The following is an 18,842-nucleotide window of genomic DNA, read 5'->3' as shown; positions in this document are numbered from 1 at the left end:
AAGCAATGCCATCGGAAATGCGGTTTCGGATCGTTGCAGTGCTGACGGCGCTCGCGAGCAGCCTGTGCGCAGGCTACGCGGCGTCGGAAAGTGCGAGCCACGCCCTCGCCTCGCCGGAAAGCTTTGCCGGCATCGAGAATGTCGAGCAGCGCTCGGCGGCGATCTTCACCGAGCTCGGCAAGGTATTGACGCATCCGCGCTGCACCAACTGCCATCCCGCCGGCGACAGCCCGCGGCAGGGCGATGTCAACCGCATGCATCAGCCGCCGGTGACGCGCGGTGCCGACGGCCACGGCAACGACGCCATGCGCTGCTCGATCTGTCACCAGCACGCCAATTTCGATCCCGGTCGGGTGCCGGGCCACCCGGAATGGCACCTTGCGCCGCGCGAGATGGCATGGGCCGGCAAGACCGTCGGCGAGATCTGCGCACAAATCCGCGACCCCGCGCGGAATGGCGGCCGCAAGGTCGAGGAGCTGATCGAGCATATCGGCAAGGACACGCTGGTGGGCTGGGCCTGGCATCCCGGCTTCGGCCGCGCACCGGCACCCGGCACGCAGGCGCAGGCCGGCGCGCTGGTCGAGGCCTGGGTGAAGACCGGCGCGGCCTGCCCAGCGCCCTAGTCGCGCAACGTCCGAACTAGTGGCGCTTGAAATACTGCACGTCGCGCTCGTGCTTCTCCGCCGCAGCGCGCGACTTGAAGGTGCCGAGATTGCGCCGCTTGCCGGTCTTCGGATTGACCTTGCGGGAATACAGCCGGTACTCGCCGGAACTTAGTTTGCGGATCATCGCAACGCCTCGCCAATGCCTTTCGCATGTCAACGACATGCCGCGGCGAGCGTTCCAGTTTGCTTAGAAGCACAGATTGGTCACGGGATTGCCGCGCTTGTCCTTGATGACGTAGGGACAGCGGGCCCGCTCCAGCGCCTTCTTGGCATCCTCATCGCCGAGCGCCGCCGCCCGCTCGTAATAGGCTTTTGCGGCATCGCTATCCTTCGGCCCGCCGCGACCGGCCTGCGCGAAGGCGCCCAGCCGCTCCAGCGCGCCCGGATGGTTCTGCGCGGCGGCCTTCTCGAACAGCGCCCGCGCGCCGGCATCGTCCTGCGCGCTGCCTTTGCCTTCGGCCAGCATCATGCCGAGCTGGTACTGCGCTTCGGCATTGGTCTCGGCGGACCTGGCAAGCAATTCGCGCGCGCGTGCCGGATCAGCCGCCGCCCCGCCGCCGAGCGCCGCAAGGTTGCTGACGCCGCGCGCGTTGCCGGCCTGCGCCGCGCGCTCGAACAATTTGCGCGCCTGCGCTTCGTCCTTGGCAACGCCGGTGCCGTTGCCGTAGAGCACGCCGAGCTCGACCATCGCCGACGTCGAGCCCTTGTCGGCGGCCTTGCGCCACGCGCTTGCGGCTTCCGCGGTCTGCCGGTTGACGGCATAGGCCCGGCCGAGCTCGTACATCGCCCGGCGCGACGATCTTGCCGCCACCGCGCAGTACTTGATCGCGGTCGCGATGTCGGCCGACGCGATATCGGGCACGCCCTTCACGTCGGCCGGCTTGTCGGGATCGGTGGGATCGGCGGCAAGCCGGTCGCACAGCACGAGGTCGGCCGATTGTGCGTGGGCAAGCACGGGCGCGGCCAGCGCCGCAGCAAAGACAATCGCGTGAAGTGGTTTGAACATGACAAGCAGGTTGCGTCGCGGTGCGGGCGAATTCATGGCTCGAGCCCGGTCTCGCGCAGCACCGGCGCGACGTCAGCCGACGACAGATAGCGCAGCAGATCATCGGCGGCCGCTGCGCGCTGCGACGCTGCCATGCGGCCGGCGGAGAACACCGCCGGGACCTGCAAATCCAGCGGAATCGGCCCGACGACCTCGATGCCCTCGATCTGCTTCAACTCGCTGATCTGCTGGATTGCAAGGTCGGCGTCGCCGCTGACGAGCTTTTCCGCGGTGAATCCGCTCGGAACGATCACCGCCCGCGCGTTGATCGCCTCCACAATGCCGAGACGCTCGATCAGCTGCGCGAACAGGATGCCGCTGGCGCCGAGCCGCGAATAGGCCACCGCCCGCGCACCGAGCAGCGCCGCACGCAGCGCGGCTTCAGTCGCGATGTCGGGATGCGCGGCCCCCGCCTTCACCGCGACGCCGACATAGGAGCGCGCAAGATCCACTGCGCTCTCCCGCGCAACGCGGCCCTCGCCGATCATTTCATCGAGGCCCTCGCGGGTCAGGATCACGAGGTCGGCGCCCTCGCCGCCGCGCAGGCGTTCGAGCAATGCCAGCGTCGGGGCGAAATCGGCGTCGATCCGGACACTGCTTGCCACCTGATAGGCCTCGGCAAGCCGCGCGACCGCGCCCTTCAGCGCCAGCGTCGAAAGAACGCGAACCGAATTGCCCATATGGCCTATGCCCGCCGCATCAGCTTGAGCGCGGCCGTAAGGCGCAGGCTGCGCTTGCCGGCAAGCGCGGTCGCCTCCAACACGGCGCCCTCGGCGTCGCAGGTGCCTGCAAAGCCGATGCCGACCTCGTGGCCGCCAAAGATCGGATGCTCGCCCATCGCCGAAGTGTGCTCCTGATTGAGGATCTGGCCCTTCCAGCGGCCTTTCTCGGAGGTGTAGGTGCCGAGATAGTAGAAGAAGGCATCGCCGCCAAGGATGCGGCCGTCGTTCAGCAGCATCACGCCGGTGAGGCTGCCGTCGACCCCGTCGAGCACGCGGATGCGGATCGAATAGAGCCCGTTGATGACGCCGCCCTCGCCGACCCTGCCGGCGATCGGGATGTCCTCCCCGGTGATCGGCGTCATCATCGACTGGAACGGCACGCCGGGCAGCTCCTTCAGCTCGCCCTTGAAGCGATAGAGTTCGCCGTCCGGCCGGCCTTTGGCAATCAGCGTGGCATCATCGGTACCGGCCATCGCGCGGTAGTTCGGATCGGGATTGTGGCGGACGGTCTGGATCTCGACTGCCACCTCGTCGCCGGCTTTCTCGTAGGTGCCGATATGGGCGAACGCCGAGTTGCCGCCCAGCATCTTGCCGTCGCCGACATACATCACGCTGCGGCCGACGGCGCCGCCGAGTTCGAACCGGACCTTGTAAAACCCCTCAAACAAGCGCCGCGTCCCCGGCAGCCAACATGCACCCGTTATCTAGCGCGGTTCATAACGCAGCGAAACCGGTTTCGGCGGAACGCCACCTGCAAAGGGTATCGCTAAATAGCGAAGGTCCGCCAAGGCTGTCGCCCTGGCGGACCCGATTTGCGGTACCGGATGGCTCCATCCGGGTCCGATAGCAGCTTAGCCCGCAGCCACTTAAGCCGCAGCCTTGGCGCCGGTCGGAACCTCGGAGATCGTCTTCAGGATCTGCGAAGCGATCTGGTAGGGGTCGCCTTGCGAGTTCGGGCGGCGGTCTTCCAGATAGCCCTTGTAGCCGTTGTTGACGAACGAGTGCGGCACGCGGATCGAGGCACCACGGTCAGCCACGCCGTAGCTGAACTTGTTCCAGGGCGCGGTCTCGTGCTTGCCGGTCAGGCGCTTGTCGTTGTCCGGGCCGTAGACGGCGATGTGATCCATCAGGTTCTTGTCGAAGGCCTTCATCAGGCTCTCGAAGTACTCCTTGCCGCCGACTTCGCGCATGTACTTGGTCGAGAAGTTGGCGTGCATGCCCGAGCCGTTCCAGTCGGTGTCGCCGAGCGGCTTGCAATGGAATTCGATATCGATGCCGTAGCTCTCGGTGAGGCGCAGCATCAGGTAGCGGGCCATCCACATCTGGTCAGCGGCGGTCTTGGAGCCCTTGCCGAAGATCTGGAATTCCCACTGGCCCTTCGCCACTTCGGCGTTGATGCCTTCGTGGTTGATGCCGGCGGCGAGGCAGAGATTGAGATGCTCTTCGACGATCTTGCGGGCGACGCTGCCGACGTTCTTGTAGCCGACGCCGGTGTAGTACGGGCCCTGCGGCGCCGGATAACCCTCTTCCGGAAAGCCGAGCGGACGGCCGTCCTTGTAGAAGAAGTATTCCTGCTCGAAGCCGAACCAAGCGCCTTCGTCATCCAGAACGGTGGCGCGCTTGTTCGAGACATGCGGCGTCTTGCCGTCGGGCATCATGACTTCGCACATCACCAGCACGCCGTTCTCGCGCGCGGCGTCGGGATAGCAGGCGACCGGCTTCAGCACGCAGTCAGAGCTGTGGCCTTCAGCCTGCTGGGTGGACGAACCGTCAAAACCCCACAGCGGAAGCTGTTCGAGGGTCGGGAACGACGCGAATTCCTTGATCTGCGTCTTACCGCGCAGGCTCGGCGTCGGCGTATATCCGTCGAGCCAGATATACTCGAGCTTGTACTTGGTCATTGAACCTCTCTGTTGATGATGCAAAACCGTGAGGAACCGAAAGCCAGTCGGCCGCCGCACGCGTACCCGGCCACCATCGGCCGGCTCTTACTAAGCAATTAAAATGCCAGTCGCTGCACTGCGGCGGCCGCCCGGCCGCGGATGTCCACAGCGGAGATCGCATTTTTTTCTGCGACATAGCAGCGCGGCTGGCATGCGCCGCGGTCAGTCAAAATCTTCTCCCAGCGCCCTCCACCGCCCGTTTCTGCAGCAAATTCGGCTACGGCATCGCCTGCCGCTTAATGCGGCGGCAGGGCCATGTGACAGTTCGTGTCGAACGATCGGGTGCCCCGCAACCATCGTCGCGGCTCAAGCGTTGGTCAGCTGCATCCTGCCTCACAGGAAGCAAACCCGAATCTGCCCACGAATTGACCAAACAATGACTATTTCTTGGTCACTTGCACCCCGCCCAGCCCGGGCCGATATCGAAAACACGGTAACCACACGCGAATGAGTCGGGCGCACCATGGAGGCTCGCTCCGGCCAAAGGAGACTTTGACATGATCACCACGGGCCAAAACCAACGACCGATCCAGGGATCGGCAACAATCTATCAATTCCCGGCAGGGGGCCGCGCGGCTCTCGGCGGACGCCGCTACGGCGAGGCGCGGACCGCGCTCGAACTCGCCGCTGAGGTCGAGACCTCGGCCTGCAGCGAGAGCTGGTACCATCAGGCGGCCATCGACGACGCCAAGCCAGGCCGCGATCACTGATGCAGATGCGATCGAGGGGCGCGACGCAAAAACGTCAGACAGCAGCAGAATAACAAGGGTCGGAACGCGAGCGTTTCGGCCCTTTTTTATGCCAGCTCGCAGGCCGTCGCCGGCCGCCTCGCATGCCGGAGCCTGGCAAGCCCGGCCCGGCTGATCTCGAGCGTGACCCCGCCGCCCTTGTAGCGCGTGCCAGTCAGCGACAGGCGCTTCTTCAGCGTCACCGCCTTGCCGTCGAGTTGCAGATGCGCGCGCGTATCCCCGTTGAAGAACCCGGCAATGAACTGCGTGCCGTCAGCGCAATGATAATTCCGGAAGGCGGACTGCGCCGACACGTTCGAGGAACCAAAGAGCTCGAAAAGAATTGCGCCGATGACAATGGCGCCCCCGCGATAAGTCATATTCTCCCCCCAACGGGCCGGTTATAGACCTGTCTGCGCCGCTATTCCTGCGCCAAGACCTCATCAGCTGCAACAGGCCCGCCCGATGTCCGAAGCCCCTGCCCGTCATCTCAATCTCGCCGGCGCCAGCAATTTTCGCGACCTTGGCGGCTACCAGACGCGCGACGGGCGGACGGTGCGCTGGCGCCAGATCTTCCGCTCCAACCATCTTGCACACCTCACCGAGCAGGACATTGCCGTGGTGCGCTCGCTCGGGGTCAGGAGCGCGTTCGATTTCCGCGGCGTCGCCGAGCGCGCCGAGGCGCTGTGCGGCATGAGCGACGTCACCGTGCATTCACTCCCGGTCGAGCCGACCGTGGTGGCTTCGCTGCGCGAGATCGCCAGCAACCGTCAGCTCTCGGAAGCCGATGCGATCGACGTGATGCGGGACTCCTACCGGGGCTATGTGCAGGACAACACGGCGCGCTACCGCACGCTGTTTGCTCATCTGCTGGAAGACCGGGCGCCGCTCGTGATCCACTGCACCGCCGGCAAGGATCGCACCGGCTTTGCCTGCGCGCTGATCCTGCACGCACTCGGCGTGTCCGATCAGGTGATCGCGGACGACTATCTCCTGACCAATCACTTCTACAAGCGCGACCCGGCCCACAGCACTGAGCTGCCTGACGACGTCAAGCAGGTGCTCGGCACCGTGCGCGCGGCATTTCTGGAGGCTGCATTCGAGGCGATCGATGCCGACTATGGCAGCCTCGACGGTTATTTCCGCGAAGGCCTCGGGCTCGGCCAGGCCGAGCGCCAGGCGCTCGAAGGCCGCTATCTGCAGGCCTGATCAGTTCGCCCGACTTTTCGAGCGACGTGCACACCGGTTCGCGTGAAGAAAAGCGGCTGAACTAAAAAAGCTCAGGCCGCTGCGGCCTCGAGCTCGAGCTCCGCATCGAGGTCGGCAATCACATCCTCGAACGCCGAGATCGCCTGCTGGATCGCGGCGATCTGCATCAATTCCCAGCTGCCCACCGGTCCCTTGCGGTTTTGCAGCGCCACCACGAGATCGCGCCGCTGCTCCTTAAGCTGAACGAGCGGTAAACCGTGATCCGGAAGATTTCCCATTCGCATAACCCCTACCTTGGCTGGAGTTCCGCTTCTAAGGAAAGGGTTCTGCGAACGACTTACAGAACTACTGCAAATTTTATCCAACAGGCCCTACCCCGTAGTCTTACGTAGTCGGGCCGACGTTGTTGGGCTTACGTGATCGCCTCCGGCTTCAATGCGTCGTCGATCGCGCCGAACAGCGACTGGGTCACACAATTGGTCGCCCATTCGCTGGTATGAAGCTGCCCGCCATCGTCGAGCTCGGCGAGTGGAATCCCGTCATCGGTCCAGTGCTTCATCAGCGCGAACCGGCTAAACAGATTCACCTTCTTGCTTGCAGTCACTTCGGCGATCATCGGCATGATCACGTTGGCGAGATTGAGCGCAGCTTCCGTGCCGACGATCGCCTGCGTGTACTGGGAATCCATCACGACCACGTCAAGCGGAAGCGCTGCGAGCACGTCGAGCCCGGCCTCCAGCGTCGCGCGCACCTCGGCCGGATTGTAGCTCTTGTAGACGGCGTTGGTGCCGACCTGCCAGATCACCAGCACCGGCGCCTCAGCCGTCACGTCGGACTCGATGCGCGAATATTCCTCCGGCGCCTCCTGACCGCCGATCCCGCGATTGATCACGTCGATCATCCGGCCGAAGAAGCGTTGCCGCAGCAGCATCTCGAGCCGCGGCGGGAACGGCAGGATGTTGTCGGCGCCCGCGGTCGACGACGATCCGAGCGCCACCAGCTTGATCTTGCGCTGATGCCGCAGCGCATCCGCGAAGTGCGGCAGCTTGTGTCCGAACCTGACGACATCGAGATGGGTTTCGCACGGTCTGAGTGTCGGCATCGCAAACACCCTTGAGGTGAATGAATTGATAAATACGCGCAGTAGGCGGCGAAATTGGCGGCATTGCAAATGAATTCCGCCTGATCATAGTGGGCATTCGTTTGCTCGCGAATGCGGAGACCGCCATGCACGGAAAAGCCATCGTCATCACGGGCGCCCTCGGCGCGCTTGGCAAAGTGGTCGCCACGGAGGCGCTGGCGCGCGGCGCGCGCGTCGCCGGCATCGATCATGCCGCGTCAACGCTTGCGGCGACGGCCGACCATATCGAGTTGGGCGGTGTCGACCTCACCGACACTGCGCAGGCGACCGCCGCGATCGACAAGGCGGCCGCGCATTTCGGCCGGCTCGACGGGCTGATCAACATCGCCGGCGGCTTTACCTTCGAGGCGGTCGGCGACGGCGATCCGGCGACCTGGCAGCGCATGTATGCGATGAACGTGATGACGGCGCTCAACACCTCGCGCGCCGCCATCCCGCATCTCACCAAATCGGGCGCCGGCCGGATCATCAATATCGGCGCGCTCGGTGCCTTGCAGGCCGCCTCCGGCATGGGTCCCTACGCCGCCTCGAAGGCCGGCGTGCATCGCCTCACCGAGTCGCTCGCCGCGGAACTCAAGGGCAAGGTCACGGTCAACGCGGTGCTGCCCTCGATCATCGACACCGCCGCCAACCGCGCCGCGATGCCGAAGGCCGACATCTCCAAATGGGTGACGCCGAAGGAGCTCGCCGACGTGATCCTGTTCCTCGCCAGCGATGCCGCGAGCGCCGTCACCGGCGCGCTGCTGCCGGTCAACGGGCGGGTTTAGTCCGCAACCAGCAGCCGCAGCGTCGACCTGAAGCGGATGCTCTGCTTGCCGGCGAGCGCCATGCCGTCACCTTCGGCGGTCTGGTCGGTGTATGTGCCGGTAAATCCGATCGTGACCACCTTGCGTTCCCATACCGGGCGCTCGCCATAGGTCGGCGAATGCTCCTCGTTGGTGACCTCGCCCTTCCACTTGCCATCGGCTGCGGTGTAGCTGCCGTAGGCAAAGAAAAACGAGTCGCCGCCGCGCATCTGTCCGTCGCGCAGCACCATGACGCCCTGGTTGCCGCCAGAGACGCCGTCGAGAAATTCGACGGTGATGTGATAGAGCCCGTTCCGGATCATGAGCTGCGCCTGGTCCCGGTTCCCACAATAGCCGCTCGGCCGTGCCTTGGGCAAATTCCATTCGCCTCGGCGGGCGCAATTCCGCGCTATGCTGGCGCACCGAGTCGCGGCCCATGCCGCAGGAGCCTGCCTGTTGGAAACCGCGCTTTATCTGCCCGTCAAACGCTTCCTGGAAAAGCTCGGCCTCACGGTGAAGGGCGAGATCGGTGGCTGCGATCTCGTGGCGCTGAGCGGCGATGATCCACCCGTCGTCGTGATCGGTGAACTCAAGCTCGCCTTCAATCTCGAACTGATCCTGCAGGCCGTCGATCGCGCCGGAGCCGCCGACGAGGTCTGGATCGCGGCAAAGGTGTCGGCCCGCGGCAAGGGCCGCGAGAGCGACGCGCGCTATCGCAATCTTTGCCGGCGGCTCGGCTTCGGCATGCTCGGCGTCACCGATCGCGGCGACGTCGAGGTGCTGGTGCCGCCGCCGACCGCGGCGCCGCGCCGCAATCCGAAGAAGCGTTCACGGCTGATCGCCGAGCACCGGAAACGCAAGGGCGATCCCGCAATGGGCGGATCGACGCGGGCGCCGATCATGACCGCCTACCGGCAGCAGGCGCTGGCCTGCGCCTGTGCGCTTTCGGATGGGCCGCGGCGGGTGCGCGACCTCCGCGCGGATATTCCCGACGCCGGCAAGATCCTGCTGCATAATGTCTATGGCTGGTTCGATCGCGCCGAGCGCGGCATCTATGTGCTGACCGATGCCGGTCGCGCCGCGCTGAAGCGCTGGCCGCAGCAACAGATGAGTGCATCCGGGGCAGAAGCCACCCCGTAGGGCATGATCCGGAAAAGTGCGAAGCGGTTTTCCGAAAAGATCACGCTCAAACAAGAACCTAAAGCGCGATGATGACTTGGCTTCATCGCGCATTGGAGGGGGATATCATGATCGTCGTCACCGGCAGCGTCACCGCCCGCCCCGACTCGTTCGACGAGGCACGGCGGCTGAGCCTCGAGCACGTGCATCGCTCTCGTTCCGAGCCCGGCTGCATCTCCCACGCAGTCCATGTCGACTGCGAGAATCCGCTCAGACTGGTGTTCTTCGAGCAATGGGCCGACCGCGCCGCGCTGGCGGCGCATTTCGAGGTCCCCGCGTCACGCGATTTCGTCCGTTTGCTGCAATCTCTCGCGGCCGCGGCGACCACCATCGAACTTTATGACGCTCACAAGATTGAGAGACTCTAGCTGCATGGCTGGATTGCCATCTCACATTCATATTGCAATGCAACATTGGGGACCTTACGTATCTCCCGCGATTCAATGATGAGGCGGCGATGAGCGGAGACTGGAATACCAAGTATGGCACCCGGCGCGTGCGGCATGATCCGCCGACGCTGGAAGAAGCAATCTTCGCCGCCATCGGCATCACCGATGACGTGGAGGCCCAGGCCGAGATCGCGTCGGCCCTGATGGGGCTGCCCTATGACGATGTGCTCGCCGAGGTGAAGAAGACCGCGCGCGTCAGTGCCCGCACCGGCACGGCAACCCGCGTCATCGCCGGCGAACAGGGCGCGCAGCGCTCCGTCGTGGTCGAGCGCCGCGTGGTCCGCCGCTTTGCGACCGACAAGCGCACCGGCACCTGAGACGCACCATCCAATTGCTGAAAGAAAAAGGGCAATCCGTTGAATGGATTGCCCTTTTCGTTTGATCCGAGATTCTTGTTCGACGCGTTTCCCTCACGCGAAGCGGGATCCACTTCGCTTGGAAACGCTACCGACTCAGGCCGCCCGGCCCCAGCCGGAGATCTGCATCACCATGCGCCAATAGGCGCGGTTCATGTCGACGATCGCGCGCGCAGCCTCGACCGGCGTCACCGCGGCGACAGCTGGCGCCGCTTCGGGCTGCTGCTGCTCGGTCAGGTCGATGCTGCCGGTCGACTCCCCGTGACGGAAGGTCAACTGGGCACCGAACTTGGTGGCGAGCGCCCGCATCGCATCGTTCTGTGCGCCGGTGGTGACGCGCAGGCTGCCGTACCCCTTGGCGTGCGCCTCGACGATCAGCTTGCGGAACAGGGTGCTGCCGACGCCCTTCCGCCGCGCCGATCGCTCGACGCTGAAGGCGATCTCGGGCTGGGCATCCGGTGACTGCTCCGGCGGATGCAACTCGGCCGCGCCGCGGACCACGCCGTCCTCGAAATAGGCGATGATGACCGTGCCGTCATTGGCGCAGCGCTCGGCGTAGCGGCGGATGAAACTGTCGTCGATGAAGCCATGAAAACGATCATGACGGCTGGCGCGATCCAGCCGCAGCAGGTGATCGCGCAGCAGAGGAAGCTCTTCCTGCTGGCTCAACGTCCGCACGGTGCCCTTGGCGGGCGTCGGACGAATGGAATCATAGTTCATTTCATACTCCTCTTGGTAGCCCTCGAGGAGGCGTCGAGTCCCTAGCAATCCCTATATTGTGCGACGCACCATAAAATTCAAGTGTCGAGATTCATTCAATTAAGGCATGCGGTGATTGGAAAATCACATTATCGCCCCATCATAGTACCAGCTGCGTCTGGGTCACCACCGCGACCAGCTTGCCGTCTTCGGTCTCTAGCCTGGTCTGCCACACCTGGGTCCGCCGCCCGCGGTGAACCGGTGTTGCGGTCGCAATCACGGTCGTCCCCTCCTTGGCGCCGCCGATGAAGTTGGTCTTGCTCTCCAGCGTCGTGGTGCCCTTGGCGTCCTCAGGCAGGTTGATCACGGTCGCGGCGGCGCCGACCGAGTCCGCAAAGGCCATCACCGCGCCGCCATGGATCGTGTTGCGGAGGGTGCAGAGGTCCGGCCGCACCACCATTTTCGCGACCACCCGGTCCTGATCGGCCTCGATGAAGGTCACGCCCTTCAGTTCCGCAAACGGCATCTTCATCGACTGGATCTTTTCGAGCGGCGTCATGGGCACTCCCTGCTTTGTGGCCTTCTTCGAGGTTGGTATCGGCATGATGGATTGCCCGAGCGGGCCCGGCAATGACGTCTGAGGTAATGGCGCGAATGACGTCATGACATCAGTGACAATATGCCTCCGAGCCTGCATACCGCCTGATATGCGCGACTTCCCTCCCCGCCGGATCGTCTGCCTGACCGAAGAGACGGTCGAGACGCTCTATCTGCTCGGCGAGCAGGACCGCCTCGTCGGCGTCTCCGGCTATGCGGTGCGGCCACCGCAGGTCCGCCGCGAGAAGCCGCGCGTTTCGGCGTTTATCTCGGCCGACATGCCAAAAATCCTCGCGCTCGACCCCGATCTGGTGCTCGCCTTCTCCGATCTGCAGGCCGACATCGTGGGCGATCTCGTGCGCGCCGGCGTCGCCGTCCACGTCTTCAACCAGCGCGACGTCGCCGGCATCCTCGCGATGATCCGCACCTTGGGCGCGATGGTCGGTGCCGCCGACCGCGCCGACCGGCTCGCACAAAACCTCAAACAACGGCTGGCCACGATCGCCGCAACGCCGCGTCCGGCACCGCGGCCAAAGGTCTATTTCGAGGAATGGGACGATCCCCTGATCAGCGGCATCGGCTGGGTGTCCGAACTGATCGAGATCGCCGGCGGCACCGATGCGCTGCCGCATCTGCGCGCGCACCAGGCGGCCAAGGATCGCATCGTCACGCCTGACGCCGTGCGCGTGGCGATGCCCGACGTGATCCTGGCGTCCTGGTGCGGCAAGAAGGTCGTGCCCGACCGCATCCGCAAGCGTGAGGGCTGGCGCGACATCCCGGCGGTGCGCAACGACCGCATCGTCGAGATCAAGTCGCCCATCATCCTGCAGCCCGGCCCCGCGGCGTTGACCGATGGGCTCGATGCGATCGTGAAGGCGTTGTGGGCAGAGCGTTGAGCCTTCAGCGTCGTCCTGGCCGATTGCGCACGGAGCCGGAACCCATAACCACAAATCTTGATTGATCTGCAGCGCTGCAAGGACGAGTCCCGATCACAACATCCGCTGCGGAGTATGGGTCCCGGCCTTCACCGGGACGACGCCGGATTTGTTGCGCTATCGCGCGCAATACTGAGTGAGGGGCGCAGACTGTGGCTACGCCTTCTCCACGCCGCACCATTCCGCGATGAACAGCGCCATCGCCTTGGTCGCTTTCCGCAGCGACTCCAGCTCGACATATTCGTTGAAGCCGTGCATCGCCGCGCCACTGGCGCCGAAGCAGAGGCTCGGGATGTTGTGGTTGAGGCCGTAGAAGCGCGTATCGGTCAACGCGGTGAAGGCGCGGTCTTCCACCGCGCCGCCATAGACGACTTCGTGCGCCTTGGCGAAGGCGGCTTCCGGTGCCTCGGAGTTCACCAGCTCGTAGCCTTCCGACAGGAAGCCCGACCATTCGACCTGCGGCGGATTGTTGGAGAGGAAGCGATGATCGCGCGCCGCCGCCGACACGCAAGCCAAAATCTCCTTCTGGCACTCGGCGATCGACCAGCCCGGCAAGACCGCGATGCGGCAGTCGACGTCGCACCAGGCCGGCACGCTGGAGGCCCAGTCGCCGCCCTTGATGATGCCCGGATTGAAATTGATCGGGTGATTGACGTCCTTGAAATGGCGGTCGGCCTTGGCGCGCTCGTTCCAGGCGATCTCGAGCTGCTCCAGTGCGTGCACCAGATGATACGCCGCCATGATCGCGTTCGAGCCCGCGCCGGCTTCGAACACATGCACCGGGAAACCGCGCACCTTCAGGCGGAACCAGATCACGCCGACCTGCGAGCGGATCATCGTGCCGTTGGTCGGCTCCGGGATGAAGCATGCATCGGCGCGATAGCCGCGCTGCAAGGTCGAGAGCGCGCCGACGCCGGTGCTCTCCTCCTCGATGACGGACTGGAAGTGAATCCGCGCCGTCGGCTTCAGGCCGGCCTTCCTGATCGCATCCAGCGCATAGAGCGCGGCGATGGTGCCTGACTTCATGTCGCAGGCGCCGCGGCCATACATCCTGCCGTCCTTGATGACGGGCGAGAACGGCGGCGTCTCCCACATCTCGAGCGGACCGGTCGGCACGACGTCGCAGTGGCCCTGCAGGATCAGCGATTTGCCAGCATTGGTGGCCGGACGGTAGGTGCCGACCACCGTGCGCGCCTTCGAGAAATCATGCTCGATCGGGCCGAAGCCGCGCAGGTCCTTCAGTTCGTCGAGATTGATGTGCCAGTCGTCGACCTCGTAGCCGCGCTCGCGCAGGAGATCGCCGATCATGTCCTGGCACGGCCCCTCGGCGCCGCGGGTCGAGGGGATCGCGACAAAGGCCTGCGTCGTCGCAAGCTGCGCATCGAATCCCTCGTCAACGGCGGCAAGGATTCGTTGTTGCGTCTCGGCAGTCATGCTTTGGCTCCATCGGGAAAACAGATCAGGCGGGAGCCGCACCGTAGCCCGATTTCACTCCGCCTTGTATTGCGCAAAATAGGCATCCCGCAATGCATCTTCGAGCAGCCGGCCCTCCGAATAGCCATCGAGCGTCTTCGGCCGCGTCACGCCGTCGAGCAGTCGTGGACACGGCTCAGGCGCGCCGAGCACGGTGCGCACCGGAATACGCTCGGCATAGATCGGCAACTCGTAATCCTCGTCATCGTCGGCGACGCCCTTGGCGCGAATTTTTGCCGAGGCCTCCTCGATCTCCATCGCGATGAACGAGGTCGCCTTGATCTCCTGCTTGTTGCTGGCACGCAGGCTCGCGGTGCGCTCGGGAAAGAAACGGTCGACCATCGCGACGATCGCGCGTTCCTTCTCTGCGGGGTCGGTGACGAGATAGGCTGACCCGAACGCCATCACCGCGCGATAGTCGGCCGAGTGGTTGAAGCCGCAGCGCGCCAGCACCAGGCTGTCGAGATGGGCGACCGTCAGGCACACGCGTTGCCCTTCGGACTGGTTCTCCAGCATCCGGCTCGCGCTCGAGCCGTGCCAGTAGAGCCTGGTGCCCTCGCGCCAGAAGAAGGTCGGCGTGCAATAGGGCTGGCCGTCGATCACGTAGGAGACGTGGCACAGCATCGAGGCGTCGAGGATCTTGTGCACGGTGACGTGGTCGTAGAAACCGCGGTCGTGGCGCCGCTTCACCCGGTTGCGGGACGACATGGGGTAGGACGGAACGGATGCGCCTTCGGTCACGGTGGTGCCTTTCGAAATCTGGAATCTGTCCAGAGTTGTACCGGCTCATTTGGTCTGCGATAGTGCCAATTCCATGCGAAAAATTCCGACCAATTCCCGGGAGCCCACGGCGCGCAAGGCCGAGGTGCCGCTCGACCTCGCCGGCCCGCACGTCACCCCCGGCGCGGCCTCGCAGCAGCGGCTTTATCAGGCGCTGTGCCAAGCGATCGTCGGCGGCCTCGTCAAGCCGGGCGAGCCGCTGCCGCCGTCGCGCGCGCTCGCCAAGCAGACCGGCTTCCGCCGCAACGCCGTCACCACGGCCTACGAGCGGCTGATCGCCGACGGCTTTGCGGTGGCAACCACGGGCTCCGGAACCTTCGTCGCGGCGCGCATTCCGGCGCAGGCCGCCGCGCCCCGCCGCGCAAGGATCGCGATCGAGCCGCCGCAGCACAACGCGCTGTCGCTCGGCTGCACGCATATCGACGAGCGCGCGCTGCAGCGCTTCCGCGCCTTTGCCGGCCGCAGGCTGCGCGCGTTCGGGTCCGAGCATCTGCATTACGGCGATCCCCGCGGCAGTAGCGAGCTGCGCGCGGCGATATCGGACCATCTTCTGTCGGCGCGCGGGCTGCGCTGCGATCCCGACCAAATCATGCTGGCGTCCGGCACGCTGCATGCCCTGCGCATCGTGCTCGGGGCGATCCTCAAGCCCGGCGACCAGGTCTGGTGCGAAGACCCCGGCTATCCGGCGGCGCGGCGCGCGATCGAGCATTGCGGCTATCGTCCGGTGTCGGTGCCGGTCGACCTGTCGGGCATGCGCATCGACAAGGGGCGCGCGTCCGCGCCGCAAGCGCGCGCCGCCTATGTCACACCCTCGCACCAGTTTCCGCTCGGCGTGCAAATGGCGATGCCGCGCCGGCTCGAGCTGCTCGACTGGGCACGGGACGCCGGCGCTTTCGTGTTCGAGGACGACTACGACAGCGAGTTCCGCTACGACGGCGCGCCGCTGTTGTCGCTCGCCGGCATCGATCATCTGCGCCGCGTGATCTACATGGGCACGTTTGCGAAGACGCTGTTTCCCGGATTGCGGATCGGCTATTGCGCCCTGCCCGAAGCCTTGATCGGCCCGGTGACGGCGGCGCGCGCCGCGCTCGACCGCTTTCCCGCCACTTTGATGGAAGGCGCGGTCGCCGACATGCTGAACTCCGGCGCCTTCGCGGCCAACTTGCGCAAATCGCGCAAACTCTATCGCGAGGCGCGCGACGTCCTGGCGTCGACGCTTGCCAATGCATCGGAGGGCGAGCTCACGGTTCCCGTGCCCTCGCAGGGCCTGCACCTCGTGGCGCGGCTCGATCCCACGACCGATCCGCTGATAGCCGCGCAAGCAAAGGCTAATGCCGGCGTCGGCGGCTGGCTGCTCGCCGAGACCTATCATCGCGCGCCGCCACTGCCCGGCTTCGTACTGGGATTTTCCGGCCATCCGGTTCCGCAACTCGTCGCGTCGGCGGTACGACTGGCGAAGACTACGCTCGCTGCGCTGCGCGCGACGCGCAAGACATCGGTCAAGCCATCCGCCAAGCCGCAGCGCTCTAGGAGAATCGCAGTCACCTGACTAAGGTCGCCCGCGTTCAGTCAGTGCGAGCTTACGGAGATACCGGATGCCAAATCGCAACGTCCTGTATCTCGTGATCGCCGCGCTGGTCGTGATCGCAGGCATGCTCGGCTACAATCTTTATCAGGCGAACAAGCAGCCCGAAGGCCTTCAGATCAATGTCGGCCCCGACGGGCTCAAGATCCAGAACAAGTGAAGGAGGCCGCCATGCCGCGCTTGGGATTCGTCGCGCTGGTCAGCGTCGCGGCTCTTGGCGCGATGGCTCAATCCGCCGCTGCAGAGCAGTCCTACATGCGTGAGGGCGACATCGTCGATCTGCGGGTCGGCCAGCGCGTCCTTGTCGATGACGGCTCGTGCCCGGCCGGGCAGATCAAGCAGGTCGTCGGCTCCAGGCTGAGCGAGAACGGCGTGGTGCGGACCCGCAGCTGCGTGCCGCGCCTCGCCAAAAAGTAAAACGCCCCGCTGTCGCGAGGCGCTGCGGTCCTCATTGCTTTGATGCTCAGCTCAGTTCGAGACCGGCTCGAACATGCATTGCAGGGTCGGCTTGGCGATCTTGGTGAAGGTCGGGCCGATCTCGCCCTGCTTGGACGGCGGCACCCAATCGGTCTCGATGGTCGGCACGCCGGTCTCGCTGATGCCGCGCAGCAGCGCCTGGCGCAGGTCGGGATCGTCCACGGTCGCGGCGGCGTGGTCGTGCAGGCAGCCGCACACGGCCTCGGGATGCGCCCAACGGCCGAGCATATGGGGCGCGCATTGCCGCACGAACTCGTCGCGCGGTTCAGGCACGCGGTACAGCGAGCGGATCTGCATCGATTCGAGGGGGAGCTGGGATTGGGCCTGCGCGGCGCCCGCCAAGGGCCCCATTAGGACAAGCGATGCCAACATCGCGGCGGAACAGATACGGAGCACCATTGGGAGAGCCTTTACCGGCAGTTCTGTTTTTTGCGTCGCGCTCAGTTGGCCTGTGCCATCACCATCGGGACCGGGGTGACTACCGGCGAGCCGTTATAGGAGAAGGTGCCGATCCCGGGCAAACCGCTGTCCGGCGAGCCTGCCATCGACGAGCCGGCCATCACAAAGGCGAAGGCGAGGATCAGGCTCATGGTTCGCATCTGACAGTCTCCGTTATTCCGCTCGGCATCCGGCGCCGTTGTGTGACGGTCTGATAACGATCTGCCGTTTCCGGAGTTCTGCGGAACAAGCCGAAAATGGTTTCGTCGGACCTGGAATTGTTTCGTCGACCAGCGGTCCACGAAACATTCGGCGGAAAACACCAATGATTTCAGCGGCAGGAGCGTGGCTGATAGGCTGTTGAAAACTTCGCGCGACAATGCCGGACCCCGGCCACTGCCGGAGCGAGGGCCAATTATGCGTGCAAACTGAACGAGCTAGCGCGCTTTGTTAACTTTCCTCTGCTGAGAGGAGAAGCAGCACAGCAAGGGCGGCGTGAACCGGGCGACGGTTTGGCCGACTCATATTTGGGCGCCGTGCAACCATCTTCGCGGTGGCACGTTGTCGTGATCCCGATCCCTCCCGATCCAACGAAGGATGTCAGTCGTGGGCAATGGCAACATCGGTGTTGGCAATGAATCCGCGGCGAGCAAATCCGGCCAGCAACAGATGACGGCCGCGATGCCGCAGCAAGGCGCCTATGTGATGGGCGACAATGAGTGCGCGCCGCAGAAGCTGGTCCGCCTCGTCGGCTGCCGCGACTCGAAGGTCAAGCCGGCCCTTGGCATCAGCGCGAAGCAGTTCGGGCAAACCGAGCGCTAGCTCGCCCGCCGCCTCAGCCGCCTGGGCCAAGCCCCTGCTCCAGCTACTGAATGAACTCGCCGCACTTCTGCACGGCAGCATCGGCCGCGCCCCACGGCATGATCGGCACCGACGACGTCGAGTTCTTTGGCGAGCCCTCGATCAGGCGGTCCGAATAGACCATGTAGACCAGCACATTGCGCTTGGCGTCGCAGCCGCGCACGATCTGCATCTTCTTGAAGAACAGCGACCGGCGCTTGCTGAACATGTCGTCGCCCTGGCCGAGCTTGGTCTTGAAGCGGATCGGCCCGATCTGCCGGCAAGCCAGCGAGATATCGGAGACTTCCTCGGCAAGGCCAAGCCAGCCCTTGAAGCCGCCCCTCTCCGGCACCGTGAAGTGACAGGCGACACCCTCGACCTCGGGATCGTCGACGCCATAGGTCGCGAGCTTGTCGTTGGGGCTCACCCATTTGAACACGGTGGAGCGGCGGAAGATCAGGTCCGGCTCGTCGGCCGCGACCGCAGGACCCGCCTGCCCCAAAGCCAGCAACATCAGCAGCACCGCGCATCCCCAGCGAGACAACCGTCGCAGGTCACACAAGCTCACAGTTCTCGATGTCATTGAGGTCTCCGGGGTGGGTCCCGCCTATGTAGTGCGCAAACGCCGCACAGGAAGGCGCTGACAGTTCGGTGATCGAACGCGGCGCTTTAACCTCTTGTGAGGCTTTTTTGTTACTCTTTCGTCGAAAATACCGCCCTCACGGAAGGGTTAGATCGCTTGCGCTGGTGAACGCGTTGTGCGTCTGCGACAACCAACAGGTAGTCTGGACTGGGA

At 64.8% G+C, this 18,842-nt stretch carries 28 protein-coding genes; 12 read left to right on the top strand and 16 right to left on the bottom strand.

The window, feature by feature from the left end:
* Nucleotides 1-5 precede the first annotated feature (5 nt).
* Nucleotides 6-623 (top strand): hypothetical protein, encoded by a 618-nt coding sequence (locus ACVWY5_RS15075; protein WP_028332319.1) that lies wholly within the window; start codon nt 6-8, stop codon nt 621-623.
* 16 nt (nt 624-639) lie between these two features.
* Here the strand turns inward: ACVWY5_RS15075 and ACVWY5_RS15070 are convergent, their stop codons facing one another.
* The 5 genes from ACVWY5_RS15070 to ACVWY5_RS15050 form a co-directional block, all read right to left on the bottom strand.
* Nucleotides 640-789 carry a hypothetical protein gene (locus ACVWY5_RS15070; protein ID WP_092086355.1) on the bottom strand — a complete coding sequence of 50 codons (150 nt, stop codon included), beginning with the start codon at nt 787-789 and terminating at the stop codon, nt 640-642.
* A 63-nt stretch (nt 790-852) separates the two neighbouring features.
* Nucleotides 853-1,671: a tetratricopeptide repeat protein gene (locus tag ACVWY5_RS15065; protein ID WP_051376008.1), complete on the bottom strand. Its 819-nt coding sequence runs from the start codon at nt 1,669-1,671 to the stop codon at nt 853-855.
* Nucleotides 1,672-1,703: 32 nt separating this feature from the next.
* On the bottom strand, nt 1,704-2,390 hold the full coding sequence (locus tag ACVWY5_RS15060) for a substrate-binding domain-containing protein (protein ID WP_028332321.1): 687 nt from the start codon (nt 2,388-2,390) through the stop codon (nt 1,704-1,706).
* A 5-nt stretch (nt 2,391-2,395) separates the two neighbouring features.
* On the bottom strand, nt 2,396-3,100 hold the full coding sequence (locus ACVWY5_RS15055; RefSeq protein ID WP_028332322.1) for a GrlR family regulatory protein: 705 nt from the start codon (nt 3,098-3,100) through the stop codon (nt 2,396-2,398).
* 198 nt (nt 3,101-3,298) lie between these two features.
* Nucleotides 3,299-4,333 carry a glutamine synthetase beta-grasp domain-containing protein gene (locus ACVWY5_RS15050; RefSeq protein ID WP_024581543.1) on the bottom strand — a complete coding sequence of 345 codons (1,035 nt, stop codon included), beginning with the start codon at nt 4,331-4,333 and terminating at the stop codon, nt 3,299-3,301.
* Nucleotides 4,334-4,872: 539 nt separating this feature from the next.
* Between ACVWY5_RS15050 and ACVWY5_RS15045 the strand changes: the two genes are divergently transcribed.
* The gene (locus ACVWY5_RS15045; protein WP_028332323.1) at nt 4,873-5,085 is read left to right on the top strand and encodes a DUF2735 domain-containing protein; all 213 of its coding nucleotides are present in this window, start codon (nt 4,873-4,875) and stop codon (nt 5,083-5,085) included.
* Nucleotides 5,086-5,171: 86 nt separating this feature from the next.
* Here ACVWY5_RS15045 and ACVWY5_RS15040 read toward each other — a convergent pair whose 3' ends face one another.
* Complete coding sequence (locus tag ACVWY5_RS15040; protein ID WP_028332324.1) at nt 5,172-5,483, bottom strand: MliC family protein; 312 nt, start codon at nt 5,481-5,483, stop codon at nt 5,172-5,174.
* Between the two features lie 85 nt (nt 5,484-5,568).
* On the opposite strand from ACVWY5_RS15040, the gene ACVWY5_RS15035 reads away from it, so the two are divergent.
* Entirely contained in the window at nt 5,569-6,312 is a 744-nt protein-coding gene (locus tag ACVWY5_RS15035) for a tyrosine-protein phosphatase (RefSeq protein WP_028332325.1), read from the top strand.
* 71 nt (nt 6,313-6,383) lie between these two features.
* On the opposite strand, the gene ACVWY5_RS15030 is transcribed toward ACVWY5_RS15035, so the two are convergent.
* Nucleotides 6,384-6,590 (bottom strand): hypothetical protein, encoded by a 207-nt coding sequence (locus tag ACVWY5_RS15030; protein WP_035634033.1) that lies wholly within the window; start codon nt 6,588-6,590, stop codon nt 6,384-6,386.
* 134 nt (nt 6,591-6,724) lie between these two features.
* A complete protein-coding gene (locus ACVWY5_RS15025) occupies nt 6,725-7,414 on the bottom strand; it encodes an SGNH/GDSL hydrolase family protein (RefSeq protein ID WP_028352417.1) in 690 nt (229 codons plus the stop codon).
* 125 nt (nt 7,415-7,539) lie between these two features.
* On the opposite strand from ACVWY5_RS15025, the gene fabG reads away from it, so the two are divergent.
* Nucleotides 7,540-8,220, top strand: coding sequence for a 3-oxoacyl-ACP reductase FabG (gene fabG, locus ACVWY5_RS15020; protein ID WP_028332327.1), 681 nt, complete (start codon nt 7,540-7,542; stop codon nt 8,218-8,220).
* Here the strand turns inward: fabG and ACVWY5_RS15015 are convergent.
* The gene (locus tag ACVWY5_RS15015; RefSeq protein ID WP_038377180.1) at nt 8,217-8,561 is read right to left on the bottom strand and encodes a GrlR family regulatory protein; all 345 of its coding nucleotides are present in this window, start codon (nt 8,559-8,561) and stop codon (nt 8,217-8,219) included. The two genes, fabG and ACVWY5_RS15015, sit on opposite strands and share 4 nt — an antisense overlap.
* Nucleotides 8,562-8,694: 133 nt before the next feature.
* Between ACVWY5_RS15015 and ACVWY5_RS15010 the strand changes: the two genes are divergently transcribed.
* The 3 genes from ACVWY5_RS15010 to ACVWY5_RS15000 all read left to right on the top strand — a co-directional run bounded on the left by ACVWY5_RS15010 (nt 8,695) and on the right by ACVWY5_RS15000 (nt 10,183).
* On the top strand, nt 8,695-9,378 hold the full coding sequence (locus ACVWY5_RS15010; protein ID WP_028332329.1) for a DUF2161 family putative PD-(D/E)XK-type phosphodiesterase: 684 nt from the start codon (nt 8,695-8,697) through the stop codon (nt 9,376-9,378).
* Between the two features lie 107 nt (nt 9,379-9,485).
* Nucleotides 9,486-9,785 (top strand): putative quinol monooxygenase, encoded by a 300-nt coding sequence (locus ACVWY5_RS15005; protein WP_028332330.1) that lies wholly within the window; start codon nt 9,486-9,488, stop codon nt 9,783-9,785.
* Nucleotides 9,786-9,874: 89 nt separating this feature from the next.
* Entirely contained in the window at nt 9,875-10,183 is a 309-nt protein-coding gene (locus tag ACVWY5_RS15000) for a hypothetical protein (protein WP_016843036.1), read from the top strand.
* Between the two features lie 135 nt (nt 10,184-10,318).
* Here the strand turns inward: ACVWY5_RS15000 and ACVWY5_RS14995 are convergent, their stop codons facing one another.
* A complete protein-coding gene (locus ACVWY5_RS14995) occupies nt 10,319-10,942 on the bottom strand; it encodes a GNAT family N-acetyltransferase (RefSeq protein ID WP_028332331.1) in 624 nt (207 codons plus the stop codon).
* 139 nt (nt 10,943-11,081) lie between these two features.
* Nucleotides 11,082-11,480, bottom strand: coding sequence for a PaaI family thioesterase (locus tag ACVWY5_RS14990; RefSeq protein WP_028332332.1), 399 nt, complete (start codon nt 11,478-11,480; stop codon nt 11,082-11,084).
* A 148-nt stretch (nt 11,481-11,628) separates the two neighbouring features.
* On the opposite strand from ACVWY5_RS14990, the gene ACVWY5_RS14985 reads away from it, so the two are divergent.
* Nucleotides 11,629-12,414, top strand: coding sequence for a cobalamin-binding protein (locus ACVWY5_RS14985; protein WP_028332333.1), 786 nt, complete (start codon nt 11,629-11,631; stop codon nt 12,412-12,414).
* A gap of 195 nt (nt 12,415-12,609) precedes the next feature.
* On the opposite strand, the gene ACVWY5_RS14980 is transcribed toward ACVWY5_RS14985, so the two are convergent.
* Both ACVWY5_RS14980 and ACVWY5_RS14975 read right to left on the bottom strand, forming a co-directional pair.
* Nucleotides 12,610-13,887 carry an ArgE/DapE family deacylase gene (locus ACVWY5_RS14980; protein WP_028332334.1) on the bottom strand — a complete coding sequence of 426 codons (1,278 nt, stop codon included), beginning with the start codon at nt 13,885-13,887 and terminating at the stop codon, nt 12,610-12,612.
* 54 nt (nt 13,888-13,941) lie between these two features.
* On the bottom strand, nt 13,942-14,634 hold the full coding sequence (locus ACVWY5_RS14975; protein WP_370143909.1) for a pyridoxamine 5'-phosphate oxidase family protein: 693 nt from the start codon (nt 14,632-14,634) through the stop codon (nt 13,942-13,944).
* 106 nt (nt 14,635-14,740) lie between these two features.
* Between ACVWY5_RS14975 and pdxR the strand changes: the two genes are divergently transcribed.
* Genes pdxR through ACVWY5_RS14960 form a run of 3 tightly spaced genes read left to right on the top strand, consistent with a single transcriptional unit; the run spans nt 14,741 to nt 16,708 of the window.
* A complete protein-coding gene (gene pdxR, locus ACVWY5_RS14970) occupies nt 14,741-16,255 on the top strand; it encodes a MocR-like pyridoxine biosynthesis transcription factor PdxR (protein ID WP_028332336.1) in 1,515 nt (504 codons plus the stop codon).
* Between the two features lie 46 nt (nt 16,256-16,301).
* A complete protein-coding gene (locus tag ACVWY5_RS14965) occupies nt 16,302-16,451 on the top strand; it encodes a hypothetical protein (protein WP_167350431.1) in 150 nt (49 codons plus the stop codon).
* A gap of 11 nt (nt 16,452-16,462) precedes the next feature.
* A complete protein-coding gene (locus ACVWY5_RS14960) occupies nt 16,463-16,708 on the top strand; it encodes a DUF6719 family protein (RefSeq protein ID WP_038377224.1) in 246 nt (81 codons plus the stop codon).
* 51 nt (nt 16,709-16,759) lie between these two features.
* On the opposite strand, the gene ACVWY5_RS14955 is transcribed toward ACVWY5_RS14960, so the two are convergent.
* Both ACVWY5_RS14955 and ACVWY5_RS14950 read right to left on the bottom strand, forming a co-directional pair.
* Nucleotides 16,760-17,167, bottom strand: a complete 408-nt coding sequence (locus ACVWY5_RS14955; protein ID WP_018271325.1) for a hypothetical protein — start codon at nt 17,165-17,167, stop codon at nt 16,760-16,762.
* Between the two features lie 41 nt (nt 17,168-17,208).
* Complete coding sequence (locus tag ACVWY5_RS14950; protein WP_167350432.1) at nt 17,209-17,367, bottom strand: hypothetical protein; 159 nt, start codon at nt 17,365-17,367, stop codon at nt 17,209-17,211.
* A 436-nt stretch (nt 17,368-17,803) separates the two neighbouring features.
* Between ACVWY5_RS14950 and ACVWY5_RS14945 the strand changes: the two genes are divergently transcribed.
* Nucleotides 17,804-18,028, top strand: coding sequence for a hypothetical protein (locus ACVWY5_RS14945; RefSeq protein ID WP_028332338.1), 225 nt, complete (start codon nt 17,804-17,806; stop codon nt 18,026-18,028).
* A gap of 43 nt (nt 18,029-18,071) precedes the next feature.
* Here the strand turns inward: ACVWY5_RS14945 and ACVWY5_RS14940 are convergent, their stop codons facing one another.
* Nucleotides 18,072-18,629: a CreA family protein gene (locus ACVWY5_RS14940; protein ID WP_028332339.1), complete on the bottom strand. Its 558-nt coding sequence runs from the start codon at nt 18,627-18,629 to the stop codon at nt 18,072-18,074.
* Nucleotides 18,630-18,842: the final 213 nt, after the last annotated feature.

The sequence above is a fragment of the Bradyrhizobium sp. USDA 3256 genome, assembly GCF_054058275.1.
Note: the sequence above shows the minus strand (reverse complement) of the source record. Positions and strands in the feature narration are given on the sequence as shown.